The organism is Mesorhizobium sp. M1365 (assembly GCF_040317865.1).
Taxonomy (GTDB): domain Bacteria; phylum Pseudomonadota; class Alphaproteobacteria; order Rhizobiales; family Rhizobiaceae; genus Mesorhizobium.
The window spans coordinates 18677-39102 of the sequence record NZ_JAMYLG010000045.1 but is presented as its reverse complement, the minus strand read 5'-3'; the positions used below and the strand labels follow the sequence as shown (position 1 = coordinate 39102).

Here is a 20426-nt window from a genome sequence, read left to right as displayed (position 1 = left end):
CCCCCCCCCCCCCCCCCCCCCCCCCCCCCCCCCCCCCCCCCCCCCCCCCCCCCCCCCCCCCCCCCCCCCCCCCCCCCCCCCCCCAAAAGACGGGCGCGGCGACCGACGGTCGCCCGCTCGTCTTCGGAATTCGCCCTGAAGACGTCTATCTCGAGACCGGCGCGCCGGTCGAGGCGCGGGTCCACGATGTCGAGAACCATGGCGTCGAAAAGATCCTGACGCTGCGGGTCGGCGACACCATGCTGCGCGCCACCGTGCCGGCCAGGACCGACGTGCAGATAGAGCAGCCGGTGCGCTTTGCCTGGAACCCGGACAAGGTGGTGCTGTTCGACAAGGGCAGCGGAATAAGCCTGCGTCACGCCGGCTAAGTACAAGCCTCTTTGCTGCAGCTAGAACGGATGCGTTCAAATCGAGCCGTGCATACCGCTCTAAACCATGTGTTTTAGCCGCATTTGTGCGACGTCGAGTGATTCCCTTGGCTGCTAAATGCTCGAGTCTTCCCGTCATCCCCCATACGGGGGATGCGGATGCTCCGATTTGTCGAATAGGCTGATCCTTTGGTCCCAAACGGGCTTTGCAAGCCCAATTTGGAGGCCCAAAACGGAGGGTTGGCTATGGGAACTCTATTTCGCGGTTTTGCGACGATCCTACTCGTCGCCGGTATGGGATTGTCGGCGGCGCATCTGGGCGAGGCGCAGGCAGCCAAGAAAGTTGTCGCAGGCGCGAAGGTCGACGCCAAGAAGATCAAGGATCTCAACGGCACGGTCAATCTGTCCACCAGCGACTGCAAGCTGTTGTTGAGCGGCACCGTCGTGGAAGTCTCGGATGGCAGGTGCGGGGCTTCCGGCAAATATTGCAAGAGCAGCGCCGGCTCGGCCTGCATCACCGAGCAATAATCCGGCCAACGTTTAGCCGGCCTGGCGGATATCAGCCTGTTCCTCAGCCCGGAAATGGCTAGGCGGCGATCCGATGACCCGTTTGAAGGCGCGGCTGAAGGAGGCGTCGGATTCGTAGCCGAGACGAGCCGCGACGACGGAAATCTTGAGCCGGTCGCGGACCAGCCATTGCCTCGCCTGGTGCATCCGCACCTGCGTGACGTACTTTGCCGGTGTTTCGCCGACAATGGTTGCGAAGCGCTCGGCGAAACCTGATCGCGAGGCACCCATCATCTTCGCCAGGGCTTCCACCGTCCAGTCGCGGTTCGGTTCCAGATGGATCGCGGCCAGCACCCGGCCGATCTCGCGGTCCCTGACCGCCGCAATCCAACCGGAAGAGTCGCCGCAGCCGCGCTCGACCCATGAGCGGATGACGGTCGCGGCGAGCACATCGGCCAGCCGCGCCAGGATGCCGCCGGAGCCGACGCGCTCCATCGTCACCTCGCGGGCCATCGCTTCCAGCAAATGCGGGATACCTGGCTCATAGGCCTCCAACTCATGTGCGCGCATCACGTCCGGCATCATGCCGAGCAAGGGGTGCAAGCCATCGAGATTGAAATACATGCTGCCGAAAAACAGCAAGGTCCCCGGACGGCAGCCGGGCATGCCGTCATTCGACATGCAATAGACACCCTTGCAGATTTCCTCGACCTCATAGCCGTGGATCGGCGCCGCCTCGGTACCCGGCTCGCTCGCCAGCGTGTGGGCTGAGCCGCGCGGCAACAATACCGCGTCGCCAGCCTTCAGTTCCACCCATTCGCCGGACGGCTGCAGCAACCAGCAGCCTTTGCGGCCGATGAAATGAAACCGTGCCGCCGCCTGAGCCGGAAAATGGATGCCCCAGGGTTCCTTCATCTCGCAACGGCCGTAATCGACGCCTTCGAGGCGCAATCCGCGCAATATGTCTGTCAGCGGATCACCGGTGACGGGGATTTTGGACGAACGGTCAAGCATAATGGTGTTTCTAGCATGGAAACTCCAGACAGTCACTCCCTATGTTGCACTGCAGCCAGATGCTGCGCTGCAACCAGATCGGAGATCCCTCATGACCGAACCCGCGACAGGCGTCATGGACGCCGTTCTCGACCCATCGGAAACCGGCGAACGATCCGAGCCCGCATGGGGGGCAGTGGTCTCCCTGGCGCTCGGAGTCTTCGGCCTGGTGACCGCGGAATTTCTGCCTGCCAGCCTGCTGACGCCGCTTGCGCAGGATCTCGGCATCACCGAAGGCGCCGCCGGGCAGGCGGTAACGGCAACCGCCGTCATCGGCGCGATTGCGGCGCCGACCATGGCCATTGTCACCAAGCGGCTGGACCGCAGGTTGGTCATGTGGGCGCTGACGGTGCTGCTTGTGCTGTCAAACCTGGTGGCCGCGTTTGCGTCCTCGCTTCCCGTTCTTCTGATTGCCCGCATCATGCTCGGGATCAGTCTTGGCGGCTTCTGGTCGATGTCGGCAGCCATGGCGATGCGGCTCGTTCCGATGCGGCTGATGCCGCGCGCCATGTCGATCATTCTCACCGGCGTTTCGGTGGCAACGGTCTGCGCGGCTCCGGTCGGCGCCTATGTCGGCGACATCTGGGGCTGGCGGACGGCGTTCATGATCGCCGCCGTGGTCGGAGCGCTGGCGCTGCTGGTGCAGGTGGCTACCATTCCGAAGCTGCCGCCTGCAGGTACGGCAGGTTTTCGCACGCTGCTGGAGGTGATGAAGCGGCCGATGATCAGGGTGGCACTGCTGGTGGTACTACTGGTCGCCTCGGGACATTTTGCCGGCTTCACCTATGTCCGCCCGTTTCTCGAGAAGGTGCCCGCGCTGGACATCGAGACGATCTCGCTTGTGCTGCTCGCCTACGGCATTGGTGGCTTCTTCGGCAATTTTGCCGGCGGCTTCATTGCCGAACGCAGCCTCAAGGCAGCCGTCAGCCTGGCGCCCCTGCTGATCGCGTTTTCGGCGCTCCTGCTGCTGGTGGTCGGAGGTTCACCCGTCGTGGCTGCAATAGCAGTGGCCAGCTGGGGCTTTGCCTTCGGCGCCGTCCCAGTCGGGCTGCAGACCTGGCTGGTGCGGGCCGCCCCCGATCAGGCGGAAAGCGCCGGTGGGCTCATGGTTATGACGTTCCAGGTCGCCATTGCGTTGGGCGCCGTCTTCGGCGGCCTGCTTGTCGACAATACCGGCGTTGCCACCGCCTTCGCCTATTGCGCGGCGGCGACGTTGCTTGCGGCACTGGCGGCGTTCTTCCTTGGCCCCAAGCCGATCGACGACCCCAAGGCCTAAACGGAACGGCCGTCGAAGTCGAAGACCGGCACGGCGGCGACGTCCAACGCCTCGATGCAATTAATATTGATATAGGCACTTCGCCCGCTCCCTTCGCCGACATCCTCGGCGAAGGGGTGAATGCCGCAGCTGCGGCAGAAGCGGTGGGCGATGACATGGTTGCCGAAACTGTAGCGGCCGAGATCATCGCCCCAGGCAAGCACCCGCATGCTCTCATGCGGAACTGCCCATAGCAGTGCACCCTTGCGCGAGCAGATCGAGCAATTGCACCGAACGGCTCCGGTCAGCTCGCCCTCGACCTCGAACGCGACCTTGCCGCAGTGGCAGCTGCCTTGGTAGAGCATCGCGCCTTCCTCCTTCGGTTCGACAGGTGCAAATCCGACCGCGCCGGGCTATGTCTCCTGCGGCCAGTTTCTGGCTGCTACCTTAAGACGTTGCAAGCGCGCGGAGTCCGACACCGAAAAATGCAATCAGCCCGCGATCACCTCGAAGCAATTCTTTCGTCTCTTGCCGCTCGCGTCGACGATGAGAGGGTTTTCGTAAAGCTCTACCCGGAAGCCGCCCGGGCGGCGGCGGACGCCACCGATGCGCGGCGAAAAGCCGGCGTCACGCTCGGGCCGCTCGATGGGGCGATCGTCTCGATCAAGGATCTGTTCGATGTCGCCGGCGAGCCGACCACGGCGGGCTCTCTGCTGCTCGCCAACGCAGCGCCGGCGCTGCGGGATGCCATTGTCGTGCAAAAGTTGCGCCAGGCCGGTGCAATCATCCTCGGCAAGACCAACATGACCGAGTTCGCCTTTACTGCGATCGGCGTCAATCCACATTATGGCACGCCCGGCAATGCTAGCGATGCCAGCCGTATTCCGGGCGGCTCCTCCTCAGGCGCCGGCGTTTCGGTGGGCGAAGGCACCAGCGAAATCTCCATCGGTTCCGATACCGGTGGTTCGGTGCGCATTCCGGCATCGCTGAATGGCGTCGTCGGTTTCAAGCCGACTGCGCGGCGCGTGCCGCTTGCGGGTGCGTTTCCGCTGTCAGCCACGCTGGACTCGATCGGTCCGCTGGCCCGCACCGTCGCCGAATGTGCGGCGGCCGATGCAGTGATGTCGGGCGAAAACCTGGCGGCACTGTTGCCGCTGCCGCTGGACGGCCTGCGCATCGGTATTGCGCGCGGCGTGCTGTTCGATGATACGCACGAAGAGGTCGCGACGACGTTCGACCGGTGTCTGCGCAAGATGGAGCTTAGCGGCGCACGGCTTGTGGAGCTGTCGATCGACGACCTGCTTGCCGATCTGCGCGTGGCAACCCAACGCGCGTCTATCGCGGCGATGGAAGGGGCGGAGATCCATGCCGACTGGCTGGCGGCGGGAGCGACGAGGCCGGTCGATCCGCGGGTAAGCGGGCCATTGTCGCGCGCCGCCGCCATTCCGGCCACGGTCTATATCAGGGCAATGCGCCGCCGCACGGCGCTGGCCGCCGCGATGGATGACCGGCTGGCGTCGGTCGACGTGCTGGCCCTGCCGACCACACCGGTGACGGCGCCGACGATCGTGTCGATGACCAGCGACGAGGCGCTGTGCAACAGGATGGAAGGCCTTCTGCTGCGCAACACGCAGGTCGCCAACCAGTTCGATCTATCAGCCATCTCGCTGCCGATGCCGGGAATGACGCGTCCGGCCGGGCTGATGCTGGTGGCGCGCAATGGCCATGACCACCACCTGCTGCGCATCGCAGCCGGCGTGGAGGGGCTGCTTGCAAATTGATCGCACAGCGCGTGTCAGCGCGACGAGCAGTGGCCGCGTTCGCTGTCCTTGGCGGCGCGTTCGATGCTGGTGGCGACCAGCCAAGGCAGGGTGTACCGCTTGCCGTTGAAGGTCCGGGTACGGTTCTCGATCGAGCCGACAACAACGACCTTGCCGGCATAGAGCTTGTCTGAAAGATCGAGCGCCTTGTCTTGTTGCGGCAGGCGATCGATGTCGATTGAAACGCCTTTGATGAGCTTCCCAGCAGCAAGGTCGAGTGCGCTGTTCGATGGACAGGGCGCCGCCAGGCAGCGTATGCCGTTGTCGCAGAACACGTAGCTACCCTGTTCGTTGGCGAAGGCTTGCGCCGTCGCCACGCAGAAGCCGGCGGTCAGCAGGAATTTTGTGACGCTTGCCATGCTGGCACCATCGTCGGCGAATTCGGGAAAATTGGGGCGCTTTCAGAAATCGGCAGGGAACCGCCGCCGGTAGTGCTCGACCACTTCGGGGTTGCGCAGATTGACCGGCAATCTGTTGGCCAGCACCAGCAAGGCTTCGCCAGCCGCGCCGACGCCCATGCGCATCATCGACTGCTCGGTAATCCCAGCCATGTGCGGGGTGACGATCACGTTGTCGAAGCCGAAATAAGGATGGTTGGGCGGTAGCGGTTGTGTAGCAAAAACATCGAGCGCAGCGCCGCCGATGCGGCCCTTCTGCAAGGCCTCGATCAGCGCGTCGTCATCGATCACCGGCCCGCGCGAAACATTGATCAGCAGCCCATCCGGCTTCATCCGCTCAATGCGCTCGCGGCTGATCAGCCCCCGTGTTTCGGGCGTCAGCGGGCAGCACAGAACGATGATGTCGCTCTGTTCGATGAGTGCATCGATCGACAGGAAGCCGACCCTGTCCGGCGCCGGCCGCATGCTGCGCGTCGTCGCCACCACATTCAGATCGAACCCATGGGCGGCGATGTGGCCAACCGCCTGACCGATCGCGCCGAGGCCGACAATGCCGATCGTCTTGCCCGCTAGCTCGCTGGCTACCACCGTGTGTTCGCGGCCCGCCAGCCAGCCCTTCGCACGCAAGTCGCGGTCCAACACACGGAAGCGCCTAAGCAGCGCCAGCGCCGCGAACATCACATATTCGGCGACAGATCGCGCGTTCACCCCCGGCACATTCGCCACCAGCACGCCGGCCGCATTGGCCGCTTCCATCGGTACCATGTCCAGCCCGGCGCCGTGGCGGATCGCGGCCCTGAGCTTCTTCGCGCCTTCGAAAAGCGCCGCAGGCAAGGGAGCGCGAACGATGATGACATCGGCGTTCCTCGCCTCGGCGGCCAGCGTGGCCGCATCGAGGGCGGAAGCAACAACGAGTTCGCCGGCCCCGGTCAGCATGGAAGCGGCACGAGGGTGGAGTCTGTGTGTTGACAGGATCTTGGGCATTTCAGGCCTTTTCGAGCGCAGGGCTTTCCGGTTCCGCCCCACGCCCCTCGATCAGCCCCTTCCAGTAGCTTTCCGCGCCTTGCAGGTGGGCGCTCATCAGCGCCTGGGCGAGATTGCCGTCGCGGCGCAGCAGCGCCTCGTAGATCTGGATATGCTCGGCATGGGAGCGCACGCTGCGTTCGGGATCGTTGAAATAGATCGGCAGGCGCAGTTCACCCATCATGTAGTAGACGCTGCAGATATTGTGGAAGACGCTGTTCTTGGTCGCCCGCACGATCTCGAGGTGGAACTCGCGGTCTTCCCGGGCAAGCCCTTCACCGGCGGCGATGCGATCCTCGGAGGCCTTCAGGATCTCGCGCAGCCGCTCGAAATTCTCCTCGGTGGCGCGTGAACAGGCAAGTTCGGCGGCCTTGATCTCGTGGATCTTGCGCAACTCGACCGTCTCGTAGATCTGGACGGGATCGAGCGGCAGGCCGGCGCGGGCGAACAGCGCCATCGCCTCGACGCTCGCCTGCTTCGTATCGATGTAGATGCCGGATTTCGCCCGTCGCTCGACGATGCGCATGGCCTCGAGAATGGCCAGCGCCTCGCGGATCTGGCCGCGGCTGACGCTGAAATGCTCTGCCAGTTCGCGCTCCGACGGCGTGCGGCCCGTCTCCTTGTCCGAATGGGAGAACAGATAGGCGGCGAGTTCCGCGAGAAGGTTCTTTTCTTTCATGTCAGCCGTGTTGCGCGTGCGCCTCCAGGAACCGCTCCGAAATGGTGAATCCCAGCCCGGGTCTATCAGGGATCGCTACCATACCGTCCTTTGCTTCGACAGTCTCTTCGATCAGATCGTGGATCATCGGGTTGGCGCCGAGCGAATATTCGACGGTGAAGCTCGCCGGTGAAGCAGCGCAGACATGCAGCCCGGCAAAGAAGCAGGGCGCGCCGGCCCAAAGATGCGGCGCAAAGCGCAGATTGAAGGCGCTGGCGATGGTGCCGATCTTCATCGCCTCGCTGATGCCACCGCAAAAGGCCGGATCCGGCTGGAATATATCGGCAGATTTGAGCACGGCGAGGTCGCGGAAGGCATAGCGCGTCGCCTCGCTTTCGCCGGTGGCGATCGGGATCGAACCGCAGGCGCGCACCTCGGCCATGCCGGGCTTGTCGTCGGCGATCACCGGCTCCTCGAACCAGGCGAGATCGAGGTCGCCGGCGAGATGGATAAAGCGCTTGGCTTCGGCCACCGTGTAGGTGCCGTGCGCGTCGACCATCAGGTCGATATCGGGACCGAGCGCCCGTCTGGCGGCACGGACGCGAGCGGCCGAGATATGTGGGGCGCCGTCCATGGCGCCGACGCGCATCTTCAGCGCCTTGAAACCGCCCTTGGCGATGTAGGACTGCAGCTGGTCGCCGATGGCTTCCGCAGTGGCCCAGCCGCCGGAAGCATAGGCCGGCATGCGGTCCAGCTTGCGGCCGCCGAGCAGCCGCCAGACCGGAACGCCGAGCGATTTGCCAAGAATGTCCCACAATGCGATGTCGACGGCGCTGATAGCCGCGATGCTCATGCCGCGTCGCGCCAATTGCGGCATGGCGTGGCCGGCGCGAGCGGCGCTATCGTGGCGCGTGCCATTATAGAGCATCTCCCATATGACGCCGATGTCAGCCGGGTCGCGGCCGACCAGCTGCGGGCCGACCTCGTAGTTCAGCAAATGGACAAGGGCGCCGTAGCTGCCGGCGCTGCCGGCGGCATTCTTGCCCTCGCCCCAGCCGACCAGCCCGTCGTCGGTCTCGATGCGCAGGATGGCGGCGTCGAACGTCGCCACCTGACCGAAGTCGCTGCGGTGCTGCTTCGCGGCTTCGATCGGTATGCGGACCCACCAGGCTTGGACCGTCTTGATGCGCATGTTCATCCTCGGCCCGGCCGCGGTGAGGCGGAAGGGCTCTTTCCAAACGGCTCGGCTACTTGATCAGCGGCAGCAGCGTTTCCGCGTTGATGCGCATCTGGTCGGTGTAGAATTTCTCCGTGAGCACGCTGGAGCCGTGGTCCTGAATGAATTTCAGCTGCTCCGGCGAGATGTCGACGGGGTTGCGTTCGACCATGTCGGGATAGGGGGCAGCCGGCGTGCGGTCGACGGGGGCGACGAATTCATTGGTCAGCGCGCCGTCATAGCCGATCTCCTTCAGCGTGCCGACGATCTTCGGCCAGTCGATCTGCCCGAGGCCGGCGGCGAAGCGGTTGTTGTCGGCGACATGGAAGTCGTACAGGCGCTTGCCTACCTGCCGGATGGCGTCGTAGACGTTAAATTCTTCCATGTGGATGTGGTAGGCGTCGAGGCAGACGCCGCATTCGGGGCTGACCGCATCGGCCAGCGCCAGTGCCTGGGCGCCGCGGTTGAACAGATAGGTCTCGAAGCGGTTGAGTGGCTCGACCGCGATCTTGACGCCGACCTTCTTGGCGTGGGTGAAGCATTCCCGGGTGGCGTCGACCACCCATTTCCACTCCTCTTCCTCGGTGCCGTCCGGCACCACCTTGCCGACGGTGGCCGGAACCAGCGTGATGATCTCGCCATCAAGTTCGCTGACCATGGTCAGCACGTCCTTGACATACTGCACCGAGCGCTCGCGTTGGCCCTGGTCCTTGGCGGCGAGATTTCGCTCGCCCAGCATCAGCGTCACCGCTCCCCAGCAGCGAATGCCGTACTCGTTCAACAGTGCGCGCGTCTCCTTGGGCTTGTACTGATCGGGTTCGCCGGAGATCTCGATCGACTCGTAGCCGAATTTCTTGATGCGCTTGAGCGTCGTTTCCAGCGGCTCCGCCCGCATCCAATTGTGCGTCGAAAGATGCATGGTCTATCCTTCCCAGAATCGCCTGTACCAGTTCGCCTGCGGCGCACTCTGCCGAAGCGTGCCGCATGATTCTTCCCCAAGGCGTCCCAGCATTTTTTGCAAACTGGTTCGACCAATTGGGCCTGATGGGAGGTCTACAGTAATTTCATCTGGACGGCAAGAAGTGCTGCCATCAAGCGTTGGCTCCTGTCTATGCTATTGATTATACTTAAACATGTGGCCTAACTCGGCATGGTTGCAGGACCGCGGCAGCGCGTCAAATGGCTTGACCGGATTTCGGCATTTGGTAATACCAGAATAGCGGCGCTGAGCGCGCTGTGCAAAGAGACCAAAGACGCTGGCCCTGTTTTCAATCGGCGCTATGCTTGGTCGTGAAACATAGGGAGATGCCGATGCCGACGACGATGAAGGGGCCTGGTCTGTTCCTGGCGCAGTTTGCGGGCGACGCCGCGCCGTTCAATTCGCTGGCCTCGATCACCAAATGGGCGGCTGGTCTGGGCTACAAGGGCGTGCAGATCCCGACATGGGACGCCCGATTGTTCGATCTCGAGAAGGCAGCCTCCTCCAAGGCCTATTGCGACGAGGTGAAGGGCATCTGCGCCGATGCCGGCGTCGAGATCACCGAACTGTCGACGCATCTGCAGGGGCAACTGGTGGCGGTGCATCCCGCCTATGACGCGCAGTTCGACGGCTTCGCGCCGGCTGCGGTGCACAACAATCCAAAAGCAAGGCAGCAATGGGCGGTCGAACAGATGAAGTTCGCCGCCAAGGCGTCGAAGAATCTCGGGCTCAAGGCGTCGGTGTCGTTTTGCGGCGCGTTGGCCTTCCCATACCTCTACCCCTGGCCGCAGCGGCCGGCGGGATTGATCGAGGAAGCGTTTGCCGAACTCGGCAAGCGCTGGAAGCCGATTCTCGACGTTTATGACGAGAACGGCGTCGATGTCGGCTACGAAATTCATCCGGGCGAGGACGTGTTCGACGGCGCGACATTCGAGATGTTCCTCGATGCGGTCGGCGGCCATAAGCGCTGCAACATCAACTACGACCCGTCGCACTTCCTGCTGCAGCAGCTCGATTATCTCGAATTCATCGACATCTACCACGAGCGGATCAAGGCGTTCCACGTCAAGGATGCCGAGTTCAATCCGACCGGGCGGCAAGGTGTCTATTCCGGTTACCAGAGCTGGACCAACCGTGCCGGGCGTTTCCGCTCGCTCGGCGACGGGCAGGTGGATTTCGGCGGCATCTTCTCCAAGCTCACTCAATACAATTACGATTCATGGGCGGTGCTGGAATGGGAATGCTGCCTCAAGCACCCGGAGGATGGTGCGGCCGAAGGCGCTCCCTTCATCCAGCACCACATCATCAGGGTGACGGAAAAAGCATTCGACGACTTCGCCGGCGGCACGACCGATAAAAAGATGCTGCGCGGCATGATGGGGATCTAGCACAGATATCCCTCCCCCTCGAAGGGAGGGTCGATCCACGCAGCGGATCGGGGTGGGGTCGCCGGGCGTAGAGCTCGGCATGAACCAACCCCACCCGGCCGTGCGGGCCACCTTCCCCTCAGCGGAGGGGTATTTCAGTGACGAGGGAGAAAATCATGGTTGGCGCATCGAAGACGGAAACGGGAGGCGGTCCGATCCGCTACGGCATGGTTGGCGGCGGACAAGGCGCCTTTATCGGCGCGGTGCACCGCATCGCGGCGCGCATTGATAACGAGTTCGTGCTGGTTGCCGGGGCCCTCTCGTCGAATCCGGAGCGCGCCAAGGCCTCGGCGGCCGAGCTTGGGCTCGATCCGGCACGCAGCTACGGCTCCTATGCCGAGATGGCCAAGGCGGAGGCCAAGCGGCCGGATGGCATCGAGGCGGTGGCCATCGTCACGCCGAACAATGTGCACGTGCCGGCAGCCAAGGCTTTTCTCGAGGCCGGCATCCATGTCATCTGCGACAAGCCGCTGGCGACGTCGCTGGCCGAGGCGAAGAGGTTGGCCGCGCTGGTCGAGAAGACCGGCAAGGTGTTCGTGCTGACGCATAACTACACCGCCTATCCGATGGTGCGGCAGGCACGCGAGATGGTGGCCAAGGGACAGCTCGGCGATATCCGTATCGTGCAGTCGGAATATCCGCAGGACTGGCTGACCGAAGACCTGGCCGCCACCGGCCAGAAGCAGGCTGCGTGGCGCTCTGACCCGAAGCAGGCGGGTGCCGGCGGTGCGCTGGGCGATATCGGCACGCATGCCTACAACCTTGCCCGTTTCGTCTCCGGGCTGGAGCTCGATTCGTTGTCGGCCGATCTCGATGCCTTCGTGCCGGGGAGGCTGCTCGACGACAACATCAATGTGCTGCTGCGCTTCAAGCCGGTCGGCGGGTCGCACCCGGCGAAGGGAATGATCTGGGCAAGCCAGGTGGCGCCCGGCCACGAGAACGGGTTGAAATTGCGCATCTACGGCTCGAAGGGCGGCCTCGAATGGGTGCAGGCCGACCCGAACTATCTCTGGTACACGCCGTTCGGCCAGCCGAAGCAGTTGATTACCCGTAATGGCGCCGGCGCGCTCCCCGTCGCCGGGCGCGTCAGCCGCGTTCCGCCAGGGCATCCGGAAGGCTATCTCGAAGGTTTCGCCAACATCTATCAGGAAGCCGCGCGGGCTATTCGTGCAGCGCGCCGGAAGGGCGGGAAGCCGGCCAAGGATGTCGTCTTCCCGACCGTGCAGGACGGCGTCGAGGGCATGGCCTTCATCGAGGCCTGCGTGAAGTCGTCGAAGAAGAACGGAGCGTGGACGAAGCTTTAATCGCTGCGCCCGGTTAATGGGAAGTCCCCGTCACCCGGATTGCCAGCCGAATTGCAAGGCAATTCGGGGCAATCCGACCTTTCCTCGTGGGGAGAGGAGATCGTTGGCGCTGGCGTTCACCTCTTTTCCCCGGCGGGGAGAAGGTGGCCACGAAGCGGCCGGATGAGGGGGCTTGTGGCGAAGTCGCCGGAGGAGCAAGCCCGGCCGTAAAAAGGGGAGGGGCGTCGATGAAAATCGGCATGTGCATGTTGTTGTGGACGACCAGTGTCTCAAAAAAACACGAGCCGTTGTTGAGGGACATCAAGGCGACCGGCTTCGACGGCGTCGAGATACCGGTCTTCTCCGGCACGCCGGACAACTACAGGAAACTCGGCGAGCTGCTCGACCGTATCGGGCTGCAACGCACCGCCGTCTCGGCGATGGGCGATCCGGCGATGAATTTGATCTCGCCGGATGCCTCGACGCGCAAGGCCGGTATCGACTACATGAAATCGACGATCGACTGCGCTCAGGCGCTTGGCGCGAACACGTTGAGCGGCCCGCTCCATTCGACACTCGGGGTCTTCTCCGGCAGCGGGCCGACGGCGGCCGAGAAAAAACGTTCGGTCGCTTCGCAGCGCGTCATCGGTGACCATGCCGGCAACAAGGGTGTCACCATCGGGCTGGAGGCGCTCAACCGCTTCGAATGCTATCTGCTCAACACGATGGACGATTTGTCGGCGCATATCGACGCGATCGACCGGCCGCACATCAAGGCGATGTACGACACGTTCCATGCCAACATCGAAGAGGCTGACCCGATCGGGGCCTATACGCGCAACCGCAAGAACATCGTCCATATCCACATTTCGGAGAACGATCGCGGCGTGCCGGGCCGCGGCCACGTCCCTTGGAAAGAGACGTTCTCTGCCATCCGCAAGAGCGGTTATGACGATTGGCTGACGATCGAGGCGTTCGGCCGCTCGCTGAAGGATCTGGCCGCGGCCACCAAGGTGTGGCGCGACTTTTCCGAAGGCCCGGAAGCCGTCTACCGCGACGGCTACAGGCATATCAGGAATGGATGGAGGAAGGCGCCCTAACCGCACGCCTGCGCAACGCCTCTGTCAGCCCTGGCCGGCCTGGATCCGGTTGTAGTCGTGGATCGTCCTGCTCAAGCGGCGGCGCAGGAAATTGGAAATGTTGTCGAAGATGAAAACGACGAGCAGGACCAAGAGCACCATGTAGAAGACATTGGCCCAGTTGGAATTGGTGCGCATCGCCTCCCAGAGCTTCAGGCCGATGCACCGGCACCGACGGCGCCGATGATCGTCGCGCCCCTGGTGTTGGATTCCCACTGATAGAGTGTCTGGCTGATGAAGACCGGGATCACTTCCGGCAGCACGCCATAGCGCTGCACCAGCAAGCCGTTGGCGCCGGTCGACTGGATGCCCTCGCGTGGCTTGTCGTCGATGTTCTCGAGGCCCTCCGAATAGACTTTGCCGAGCGTGCCGATCTCGGTGAAGAAAATCGCGGCGCTGCCGGCAAGCGGGCCCGGGCCGAAGGCGCGGGTGAAGAACAGCGCCCAGATCAGCATGTCGACCGAACGCATGAAATCGAAGAACCGCTTTAGCACCTGGCTAAGCAGGCCGCTCGGGGTGATGTTGCGGGCGGCGAAGAAGGCGAGCGGGAAGGCAACGATGCCGCCGAGCAAGGTGCCGAGAAACGCCATGACGATGGTCTGGAACAGCTTCGTCCAGACGTCGCCATGCTGCCATTGGGCGTTGTTCCAGATATTGTCGGCGGCCAGCGCAATGTTTGATGTGCCCGGCTTGAGCTGGGGTCCGGACATCAGCAACGAGACCACCTCGCCGGGCGACTTGCCGAAGAAGGGCGAGCGTGTGTCGAAGACGAAATTCGCCCAGCCGAGGAAGCGTTTGCGGACCTTGACGCGATCGACGGTTATGCGGACCTCGCCGGCAAAGCCCATCCTGGCGACGATCTCATCGTCATGCGCGGTGATCCACTCCGGCACCGGGCCGGATATTACCGGTTTGCCGCTGGTCAACGACATCGGCACCGCCTGGCCATTGGCGACCAGCGTCGCCTCGGTCTTGTCGAAGATGACCGATTTGGCCCGGCCGTCGATCAGGATGGTGTAGGAACCGTTGGCGTTGGTGATGACCCAATCGGGATGCGGGTCTTCGCCGAGCGCCGAAAAACGCGGGTATCTGGGTGTGATCTGAGGCTGGTCGAGACGGAATTCCGGCTGCAGATCGTAGCTGATCCATTGCGTCAGGAAGAGCGGCAGGCGCTCCCAGTGCGATTCCCTCAGCACTTGCGGCAGGCTGAAGAACCACAAGGCGTAGAGGAGATAGAGCAGGATGCCTGTGAACAGGACCAGCGGGCCGAAGCGTTTGTACAAGGGCCGCCGGAACACTTGGGGAAAGCGCTCCTCGATCGACCGCATCTCATCGGCGGTCATTGCGGCCATGGGCCGTCTTCTTGTTGATTTGCCATGATCTTTTCCAAAAACCGGAATCCACTTTTTGGGATCATGGTCAGGCACCCATCATGAATGCCTGCTCGCCGACGAGCTTGCGGCGTAGCCAGGCGGAAAACTGGTCGACGAGGAAGATCGTCGTGAACAGCAGCAGCACCAATGCCAGCGTCTTGGCGCCGAAGCCGCGCGAGATGGAGAGCTTCAGTTCCTCGCCGATGCCGCCACCGCCGACCGCGCCGATAATGGTCGAGATACGCACATTGATCTCGATCCTGAGCAGCGTGTAGGACATGAAATTGGGCAGCACTTGCGGCAGGCCGGCAAAGCGCACGCGCTCGAACCAGTTGGCGCCGACCGCGCGCAGGCCTTCTTCGGCGCGCATGTCGATGTTTTCGTTGATCTCGTAGAAGAGCTTGCCGAGGGCGCCGATGGAATGCAGGCCGATGGCGATGATGGCTGCGACCGGGCCGGTCGAGAGGATGGCTGCGAACAGGCCGGCAATGACGATCTCGGGGAAGGCGCGAAGCAGTTCCATGAAGCGCTTTACGACGAGCCTGAGCATCGGACTGGGCGTCAAGTTGCGCGCGGCGATGAAGGAAAAGGGCACCGCAAAGACAAAGCCGATGAAAGTGGAAACCAGCGCCACGTTAAGCGTGGTGAGCATCAGCTCGAAATATTCGGGTAGATAAAAGCCGCCCCAGAGATAGACGCGGCCAAGCGGGAAGTTGAACTCTTGGCTGCCCTTGTCATGCGGCGATGCGATGTCGAACAGCGCCCGCCAGACGTCGTTCCAGTCCTTGGGAACAAGCCAACTAAGGAAATCCAGTATGTGCGGCAGCCGATCGAAGAAATGTCCGGCATTGGCCTCGTCGGCGAACCACATGGCTGTGCACATGGCGACAAGCAGTGAGCCGATGCCGAGCGCCGTGTAGAACCGTCGCAAGGACGTCTGGCGTCGCCAGGCGTCTGCTGCCTGCCGGACCGCGTCTGAACGAATTGTAGCGGCGAAGGTCATACGGGGTCACGAGCGGACACACAAAAAGGGCGGCGACCGCATCGGCCCGAAAGTCGACTTTCGGAAAGCACGATGCGGCATCTAAGTGTTAGAGCGTACTTTGTGCGTCCAAGTGGACGCACGTCGCTCTAATGGACGCCGTCCTTTTCGAAATTGTCGTCAGCCGCCGATCGCGGCTTTGCGGGCTTCGACGATGACGCTGTAGAAGTCCGGCTTCACCGGAACATAGCCGGTGAAATCGCCGCCTTCGATGGCCTCGAAGCAAGGCTTGTCCTTGGCCGGCAGGCCGGTGAAGAAGTTGGCGAGCTTGGCGCTCATGTCGCCGCCGAGTGCGGTGCGCACGACCAGCGGGCCGTTCGGGATCAAGCCGGAGCGCCAGACTTCAACGAAATCGTTGGGGTCCACGGCGCCCTTGGCGACTTCCTTGTGGAAGGTGCCGGAGGTGTAGCCGTTCTTGAAGTCGCCGATGCCCGAGGAGTCGTCAATCGCAACATCGACCTTGCCGTCGCGAACCGCGAGAAGGTTGTTCTCGTGGCCGCCATTGAACTGGGTCGAGGCGAAGAAGGTTTCGTTCGAAGCGCCGGTGTCCTTCGGGATCTGGGTCAGCGGGATCAGGTAGCCGGAGGTCGAATCCGGGTCGGCATAGCCGAGCTTCTTGCCCTTGGCCGACTTGATGTCGGTGATGCCGGACGACTTCAGCGCCAGGCCGATCGAATAATAGCCGGTCGCGCCGTCGGTCTGCTGGGTGGTGAGGATCGGGGTCACGGCGTTCGGATCCTTGAGGTAGACGCTGGCATAGCCCGACGCGCCAAGCTCTGCGAAATCGAGCGTGCCGCCGAGCAGGCCCTGGATAACGCCGTCATAGTCGGCGGCCGGGAACAGCGAGACCTTCTCGAAGCCGAATTCGGACTTCAGGTGATCGGCGAGGCACTGAAAGTTGCGCAGCCGGTCCGCTTCGTTTTCACCGCCAAGGATGCCGATGCGGAATTCCTTGATATCCTGGGCGTGAGCGGCGCTTGCCGCGATGGCGAGCAATGAAACGGCGCCAAAAACCATCTTCCTGAACATTATCTCTCTCCTGTTGGTCTCGGCCTCGCGCCGGTAGCGTTCGAATTTTTTGACAGGTGCCTTTGACGCGGGCGGGCGATCAGGTCGTTCTCAATATCCCGGGAATGCGGGCTCGAGCGGTCCGGCGGATGCAGCGATTTTCTGTTTGATGGCGACACTGGTGGAGGTGATGGCCTCGGAGATTTCGCCGCCATTGCTGTCGGCGCCGTAGACCATGCGCACGGCCTCGCGGTTGAGGGCTTCAGGCGGGCCGTCGAAGACGACCTTGCCGGCGGCCATGCCGATGATGCGGTTGCAGTAGGTGCGGGCCGTATCCAGCGTATGCAGATTTGTGATGACGGTGATGCCCTCGCGCAAATTGATGTCCTGCAGCGAATCCATCACCACCTTGGCGTTGAGCGGATCGAGCGAGGCAATCGGCTCATCCGCCAGCAACACCTTCGGCTGCTGCATCATGGCGCGCGCAATCGCAACGCGCTGCTGCTGGCCGCCGGAAAGCGTGCCGGCCGGCTGCAGGGCGGTGCGGGCGATGTCGAGGCGCTCGAGGGCTGCAACCGCCTCGGCGCATTCACCGCGGGAGAACATGCTAAATAGGTTGGACACGGTCGAACGGTGATTGAGCCGGCCGAGCAGCACATTGGTCAGCACATCGAGGCGCGGCACCAGGTTGAACTGCTGGAAGATCATGGCGCAGTCGCGCTGCCAGCGTCGGAGCGGCGAGCCGCGCAGCCGGGAAATTTCGGCGCCGTCAAAAAAAATCGATCCTTGGCTCGGATCGATGAGGCGGTTGATCATGCGCAGAAGCGTCGATTTGCCGGCGCCGGAGCGACCGATGATGCCGACCATCTGACCGTGCGGAATCGAGATGTCGACATTGCTGACAGCGGTGTTCTTGCCGAACCGGCGGGTGACGCCGCGAATTTCGAGCGTTGCTGACATTTCTGGCGTTGCTGACATGGGTAAGTTCCAGTCCAGTCGCGGTTGAAGGTCTGTTAACCCTCGCTAGCGCAACGGCATGAACCTGCGGTGTCGGATTGATGTCAGTTTTGTTACTGCCCACAGGCGCGTTTGGCGCGAAGGCGAGTTGACCCAAACCGCTGCCGTCCGGGCGGCTTGGATGGGATCAGCCGAGGATCAGCAACTCCTCGAAATGCTCCATGTCCCTGAAGCGGCAAAAGGCAGGTGGCCGCAGCTCGATCACCGGAGCCTGGCGGGCAAACAGCGAGAGGCAATCGTCGAACAGATCTTGCCACTCGGACGCCCCTTCGTCCGCCAGACGCCGGATCTGGTAGGCGAACGTGATGTGGAAGACGTAAGTGTCGTGGTCGGGATGCCGGTATCCGAAAGGCGCCGACAAGGCATCGCGCCATGCGCGCAGGATATGCACGTCCTCATCGGTTGCGCCGGCAACGGTCAAGCCCGTCGGCACGACATCGACGACCTTGATCTTGAAGGCGCCGTAGCCTTCGAAGCCGTTCAGGCGTTCCTGATAGAGGCGGGTCATGTCGTCGATGCTGGTGTCGAGCGGCACATCCTCCGGCCAATAGGGAAGCCGGCGGCGGTATTCGATGATGCCCTGGAACAGCGTCATGTGCAGGCTGGAGACGGGCGTGAAGGCCAGCCCGTCGGCATCAGGCATGGCGCGCATGCGCTCACGCACGTCGATGATCACCGCTTCCGAAGCCGAGCCGTTGACGAGATGGCAGACGACCGTGTTGCCGGGCTCGTTGAGAAAATTACCAGAGGTGTCGTAGCGCCTGCCGAGATGCACCGGAGGGGTCGGGTTCGAGCCGGCAAAGAATCCGGCGAGCGAAGGTCTGACTGAAACAGGCATTGCGATCTCCAAAGGAAGGCCGCGTCCTGCCCCGACGATGTGTCAGGGACATGAAAACCGTGCCAAGAAGTAGAATATCAAAGGCATGATTCGCCAAGTGATGCTGCCGGGGTTTCCACATCATCAAGATTGAAATAAAGATTCAAACTCGTATCAAAGAGAGGCTTCCTAATTGCTACGTTGGCGCCAGTGGTTGCGACTGTATGCTGCAGGGGTAGTCGCTGCGATGAGTTTCACAGTGGCCCTGGTTTTGACGTCCATATATCGGGTTGGTAGCTTGAACCATCCAATATCTGGATACTTGTACAATTATGGAAATGGGCGTGACGCGGCCATTATTCTAATGATTCTCATTTTTTTAATCGTTCTAGTTACGATAAATTTTGCAAATAAAGTTGAGGAAAAAACCAAATCGCTTATAGATATTGGTTATGACAAAAAATTTATAGAACTTATCAGGTTAAATCAGACTGGTGTTGCTATTCTTATTACGTTAGGATTTCTTTCTATTATTTTGGACATTTGCCTGAGCGGCTGACTTATTCAGGGCGTCAACCCCCATGCTTCTCCAAAAACTGATTGGCCTCCAGCTCGCGGAAATCGTCGAGCGCGGCGCGCAGCCTTGCATGGTCCCAGTCCCACCAGGCGAGCGCCTGGTAGCGCTCCGCGGTGCGGCGGTCGAAGCGTTCGCGGATCGGCTTGGCCGGTACGCCGGCGACGACGGTGTAGGGCGCGACGTCCTTCGACACCACCGCGCCGGCACCGACCGCCGCGCCATGGCCGACGGTGACGCCGGGCAGGATGGTCGAGCCGTGGCCGAGCCAGGTGTCGTGGCCGATGGTGACGCGTTTGGCGCGGCGCTTGGCGAAGAATTCGCTCTCGTGCTCGCGTCGTCCCAATAATCCGAGGCGCGATAGGTGAAATGGTGCAGCGTCGGCCGCTAGGTCGGATGGTTGGTGGCGTTGATGCGCACGCTGGCGGCGATGTTGGCGAATTTGCCGATCGTCACGCACCAGACGCCACAGTCCTGCATCATGTAGGAATAGTCGCCGAGCGTGCTTTCCGACACCCGGCAGCGCTCGGCGATCTCGGTCCAGCGGCCGAGCGTCGAGTTCTCGACTTGCGCCGTCTCGTGGACCAGCGGCGTTTCCGACAGCTTTCTTGTCATGCGGCAATTTTCCCGGCGGCAAAAGCTGTCACGTCGATGACGCGGTCGGCCACCGCCTCGCGCACGTCGTGGTCGTGGAAGATACCAAGCAGGGCAACGCCGGCCGCCTTCTTGGCCGCGACCAGCGCAATCACCACGTCGCGGTTCCTGGCATCGAGCGAAGCGGTCGGCTCGTCGAGCAGCAGGATCGGATGCTCGGTGATGAAGCCGCGCGCGATGTTGACGCGCTGCTGTTCACCGCCGGAGAACGTCGCCGGCGGCAGCGCCCAGAGCTTCTCCGGCAGGTTGAGCTGCGCCAGCAAGGCGCGTGCCTTGCCGTGCGCGACCTCGCGCTCCTCGCCGCGCTCGACCAGCGGTTCGGCCACGACATCGAGCGCAGAGACACGCGGCACGGTGCGCAGGAACTGGCTGACATAGCCGATGGTAAGCCGGCGCACGGCAAGCACGGTGCGCGGGCTGGCCGAGGCGAGATCGATGAGCCCGCCCTCGTGCTGGACGATGATCTGGCCTTCATCGGCGGCATAATTTCCGTAGAGCATTTTCAGGATCGAGCTCTTGCCGGCGCCGGAAGGGCCGCCGAGCACGGCGCATTCGCCGCTCCTGATCGAGAACGACACGCCGGCGACGACAGGCAGTTTGATGCCGTCGCGCAGATGCATGGTGAAGCTCTTCGCGACATCGGAGACAACGAGCGGGGTTGTCATCAGAGGGTTCTCCAATCGTCATTCGTCTGCGGGCCAACACCCCCCTCTGGCCTGCCGGCCATCTCCCCCTCAGGGGGGGAGATTGGCTGTCGCATTCGGTTTCGCCATTCTCCTGTGTCGCAGAACGGGCGGGACATAAAAGCTGCTGAT

At 62.6% G+C, this 20426-nt stretch carries 19 protein-coding genes and 2 pseudogenes; 7 read left to right on the top strand and 14 right to left on the bottom strand.

Going from position 1 to position 20426, the window contains the following annotated elements; genetic code table 11:
* Positions 1-368: TOBE domain-containing protein (locus NKH04_RS28675; RefSeq protein ID WP_353031868.1), on the top strand; the 368-nt coding region annotated here is incomplete at its 5' end.
* Between the two features lie 246 nt (positions 369-614).
* On the top strand, positions 615-896 hold the full coding sequence (locus NKH04_RS28670) for a hypothetical protein (protein ID WP_352474067.1): 282 nt from the start codon (positions 615-617) through the stop codon (positions 894-896).
* A gap of 12 nt (positions 897-908) precedes the next feature.
* Here NKH04_RS28670 and NKH04_RS28665 read toward each other — a convergent pair whose 3' ends face one another.
* Positions 909-1889, bottom strand: coding sequence for an AraC family transcriptional regulator (locus tag NKH04_RS28665; RefSeq protein WP_352474069.1), 981 nt, complete (start codon positions 1887-1889; stop codon positions 909-911).
* 91 nt (positions 1890-1980) lie between these two features.
* Here NKH04_RS28665 and NKH04_RS28660 point away from each other — a divergent pair, with 91 nt between their 5' ends.
* The gene (locus tag NKH04_RS28660) at positions 1981-3204 is read left to right on the top strand and encodes an MFS transporter (RefSeq protein ID WP_352448398.1); all 1224 of its coding nucleotides are present in this window, start codon (positions 1981-1983) and stop codon (positions 3202-3204) included.
* Here NKH04_RS28660 and NKH04_RS28655 read toward each other — a convergent pair.
* Positions 3201-3548: a GFA family protein gene (locus tag NKH04_RS28655; RefSeq protein ID WP_023675184.1), complete on the bottom strand. Its 348-nt coding sequence runs from the start codon at positions 3546-3548 to the stop codon at positions 3201-3203. The genes NKH04_RS28660 and NKH04_RS28655 overlap by 4 nt on opposite strands.
* Before the next feature lie 120 nt (positions 3549-3668).
* Between NKH04_RS28655 and NKH04_RS28650 the strand changes: the two genes are divergently transcribed.
* Complete coding sequence (locus NKH04_RS28650; RefSeq protein WP_352474071.1) at positions 3669-4964, top strand: amidase; 1296 nt, start codon at positions 3669-3671, stop codon at positions 4962-4964.
* A gap of 14 nt (positions 4965-4978) precedes the next feature.
* Here the strand turns inward: NKH04_RS28650 and NKH04_RS28645 are convergent, their stop codons facing one another.
* Genes NKH04_RS28645 through NKH04_RS28625 form a run of 5 tightly spaced genes read right to left on the bottom strand, consistent with a single transcriptional unit; the run spans position 4979 to position 9217 of the window.
* Positions 4979-5362, bottom strand: a complete 384-nt coding sequence (locus NKH04_RS28645) for a hypothetical protein (protein WP_352474072.1) — start codon at positions 5360-5362, stop codon at positions 4979-4981.
* Positions 5363-5404: 42 nt separating this feature from the next.
* Complete coding sequence (locus NKH04_RS28640) at positions 5405-6385, bottom strand: hydroxyacid dehydrogenase (protein ID WP_352814573.1); 981 nt, start codon at positions 6383-6385, stop codon at positions 5405-5407.
* Between the two features lies 1 nt (position 6386).
* Positions 6387-7103 (bottom strand): FadR/GntR family transcriptional regulator, encoded by a 717-nt coding sequence (locus NKH04_RS28635; RefSeq protein ID WP_292661187.1) that lies wholly within the window; start codon positions 7101-7103, stop codon positions 6387-6389.
* A 1-nt stretch (position 7104) separates the two neighbouring features.
* Positions 7105-8274: a mandelate racemase/muconate lactonizing enzyme family protein gene (locus NKH04_RS28630; RefSeq protein ID WP_352474076.1), complete on the bottom strand. Its 1170-nt coding sequence runs from the start codon at positions 8272-8274 to the stop codon at positions 7105-7107.
* Between the two features lie 55 nt (positions 8275-8329).
* Positions 8330-9217, bottom strand: coding sequence for a sugar phosphate isomerase/epimerase family protein (locus tag NKH04_RS28625; RefSeq protein ID WP_352448392.1), 888 nt, complete (start codon positions 9215-9217; stop codon positions 8330-8332).
* A gap of 392 nt (positions 9218-9609) precedes the next feature.
* On the opposite strand from NKH04_RS28625, the gene NKH04_RS28620 reads away from it, so the two are divergent.
* The 3 genes from NKH04_RS28620 to NKH04_RS28610 all read left to right on the top strand — a co-directional run bounded on the left by NKH04_RS28620 (position 9610) and on the right by NKH04_RS28610 (position 13087).
* Positions 9610-10665, top strand: a complete 1056-nt coding sequence (locus NKH04_RS28620) for a sugar phosphate isomerase/epimerase family protein (RefSeq protein WP_352823336.1) — start codon at positions 9610-9612, stop codon at positions 10663-10665.
* Positions 10666-10820: 155 nt separating this feature from the next.
* The gene (locus NKH04_RS28615; RefSeq protein ID WP_352814567.1) at positions 10821-12008 is read left to right on the top strand and encodes a Gfo/Idh/MocA family protein; all 1188 of its coding nucleotides are present in this window, start codon (positions 10821-10823) and stop codon (positions 12006-12008) included.
* Positions 12009-12235: 227 nt separating this feature from the next.
* Positions 12236-13087, top strand: coding sequence for a sugar phosphate isomerase/epimerase family protein (locus NKH04_RS28610; protein ID WP_352823333.1), 852 nt, complete (start codon positions 12236-12238; stop codon positions 13085-13087).
* Between the two features lie 24 nt (positions 13088-13111).
* On the opposite strand, the pseudogene phnE (NKH04_RS28605) reads toward NKH04_RS28610, so the two are convergent.
* From phnE (NKH04_RS28605) to phnL, 7 genes and pseudogenes are all read right to left on the bottom strand, one after another.
* A pseudogene (phnE, locus tag NKH04_RS28605) lies at positions 13112-14478 on the bottom strand (phosphonate ABC transporter, permease protein PhnE).
* Between the two features lie 67 nt (positions 14479-14545).
* A complete protein-coding gene (gene phnE, locus NKH04_RS28600) occupies positions 14546-15502 on the bottom strand; it encodes a phosphonate ABC transporter, permease protein PhnE (RefSeq protein ID WP_352474083.1) in 957 nt (318 codons plus the stop codon).
* A 159-nt stretch (positions 15503-15661) separates the two neighbouring features.
* Positions 15662-16570, bottom strand: coding sequence for a phosphonate ABC transporter substrate-binding protein (phnD, locus tag NKH04_RS28595; protein WP_352968880.1), 909 nt, complete (start codon positions 16568-16570; stop codon positions 15662-15664).
* Positions 16571-16660: 90 nt separating this feature from the next.
* Positions 16661-17527 carry a phosphonate ABC transporter ATP-binding protein gene (gene phnC / locus NKH04_RS28590; RefSeq protein ID WP_352918356.1) on the bottom strand — a complete coding sequence of 289 codons (867 nt, stop codon included), beginning with the start codon at positions 17525-17527 and terminating at the stop codon, positions 16661-16663.
* Positions 17528-17693: 166 nt separating this feature from the next.
* Positions 17694-18404 carry a DUF1868 domain-containing protein gene (locus tag NKH04_RS28585; protein ID WP_352539452.1) on the bottom strand — a complete coding sequence of 237 codons (711 nt, stop codon included), beginning with the start codon at positions 18402-18404 and terminating at the stop codon, positions 17694-17696.
* 551 nt (positions 18405-18955) lie between these two features.
* A pseudogene (locus NKH04_RS28580) lies at positions 18956-19572 on the bottom strand (DapH/DapD/GlmU-related protein).
* Positions 19569-20276 carry a phosphonate C-P lyase system protein PhnL gene (phnL, locus tag NKH04_RS28575; RefSeq protein ID WP_352918354.1) on the bottom strand — a complete coding sequence of 236 codons (708 nt, stop codon included), beginning with the start codon at positions 20274-20276 and terminating at the stop codon, positions 19569-19571. Before phnL ends, NKH04_RS28580 begins: the two are co-directional and overlap by 4 nt.
* Positions 20277-20426: the final 150 nt, after the last annotated feature.

What these genes read in the sequence shown, in the direction of transcription:
- NKH04_RS28670 (WP_352474067.1), top strand. Translation starts at nt 615, where the DNA reads ATGGGAACTCTATTTCGCGGTTTTGCGACGATCCTACTCGTCGCCGGT.
- NKH04_RS28665 (WP_352474069.1), bottom strand. Translation starts at nt 1,889, where the DNA reads ATGCTTGACCGTTCGTCCAAAATCCCCGTCACCGGTGATCCGCTGACA.
- NKH04_RS28660 (WP_352448398.1), top strand. Translation starts at nt 1,981, where the DNA reads ATGACCGAACCCGCGACAGGCGTCATGGACGCCGTTCTCGACCCATCG.
- NKH04_RS28655 (WP_023675184.1), bottom strand. Translation starts at nt 3,548, where the DNA reads ATGCTCTACCAAGGCAGCTGCCACTGCGGCAAGGTCGCGTTCGAGGTC.
- NKH04_RS28650 (WP_352474071.1), top strand. Translation starts at nt 3,669, where the DNA reads ATGCAATCAGCCCGCGATCACCTCGAAGCAATTCTTTCGTCTCTTGCC.
- NKH04_RS28645 (WP_352474072.1), bottom strand. Translation starts at nt 5,362, where the DNA reads ATGGCAAGCGTCACAAAATTCCTGCTGACCGCCGGCTTCTGCGTGGCG.
- NKH04_RS28640 (WP_352814573.1), bottom strand. Translation starts at nt 6,385, where the DNA reads ATGCCCAAGATCCTGTCAACACACAGACTCCACCCTCGTGCCGCTTCC.
- NKH04_RS28635 (WP_292661187.1), bottom strand. Translation starts at nt 7,103, where the DNA reads ATGAAAGAAAAGAACCTTCTCGCGGAACTCGCCGCCTATCTGTTCTCC.
- NKH04_RS28630 (WP_352474076.1), bottom strand. Translation starts at nt 8,274, where the DNA reads ATGCGCATCAAGACGGTCCAAGCCTGGTGGGTCCGCATACCGATCGAA.
- NKH04_RS28625 (WP_352448392.1), bottom strand. Translation starts at nt 9,217, where the DNA reads ATGCATCTTTCGACGCACAATTGGATGCGGGCGGAGCCGCTGGAAACG.
- NKH04_RS28620 (WP_352823336.1), top strand. Translation starts at nt 9,610, where the DNA reads ATGCCGACGACGATGAAGGGGCCTGGTCTGTTCCTGGCGCAGTTTGCG.
- NKH04_RS28615 (WP_352814567.1), top strand. Translation starts at nt 10,821, where the DNA reads ATGGTTGGCGCATCGAAGACGGAAACGGGAGGCGGTCCGATCCGCTAC.
- NKH04_RS28610 (WP_352823333.1), top strand. Translation starts at nt 12,236, where the DNA reads ATGAAAATCGGCATGTGCATGTTGTTGTGGACGACCAGTGTCTCAAAA.
- phnE (WP_352474083.1), bottom strand. Translation starts at nt 15,502, where the DNA reads ATGACCTTCGCCGCTACAATTCGTTCAGACGCGGTCCGGCAGGCAGCA.
- phnD (WP_352968880.1), bottom strand. Translation starts at nt 16,570, where the DNA reads ATGTTCAGGAAGATGGTTTTTGGCGCCGTTTCATTGCTCGCCATCGCG.
- phnC (WP_352918356.1), bottom strand. Translation starts at nt 17,527, where the DNA reads ATGTCAGCAACGCCAGAAATGTCAGCAACGCTCGAAATTCGCGGCGTC.
- NKH04_RS28585 (WP_352539452.1), bottom strand. Translation starts at nt 18,404, where the DNA reads ATGCCTGTTTCAGTCAGACCTTCGCTCGCCGGATTCTTTGCCGGCTCG.
- phnL (WP_352918354.1), bottom strand. Translation starts at nt 20,276, where the DNA reads ATGACAACCCCGCTCGTTGTCTCCGATGTCGCGAAGAGCTTCACCATG.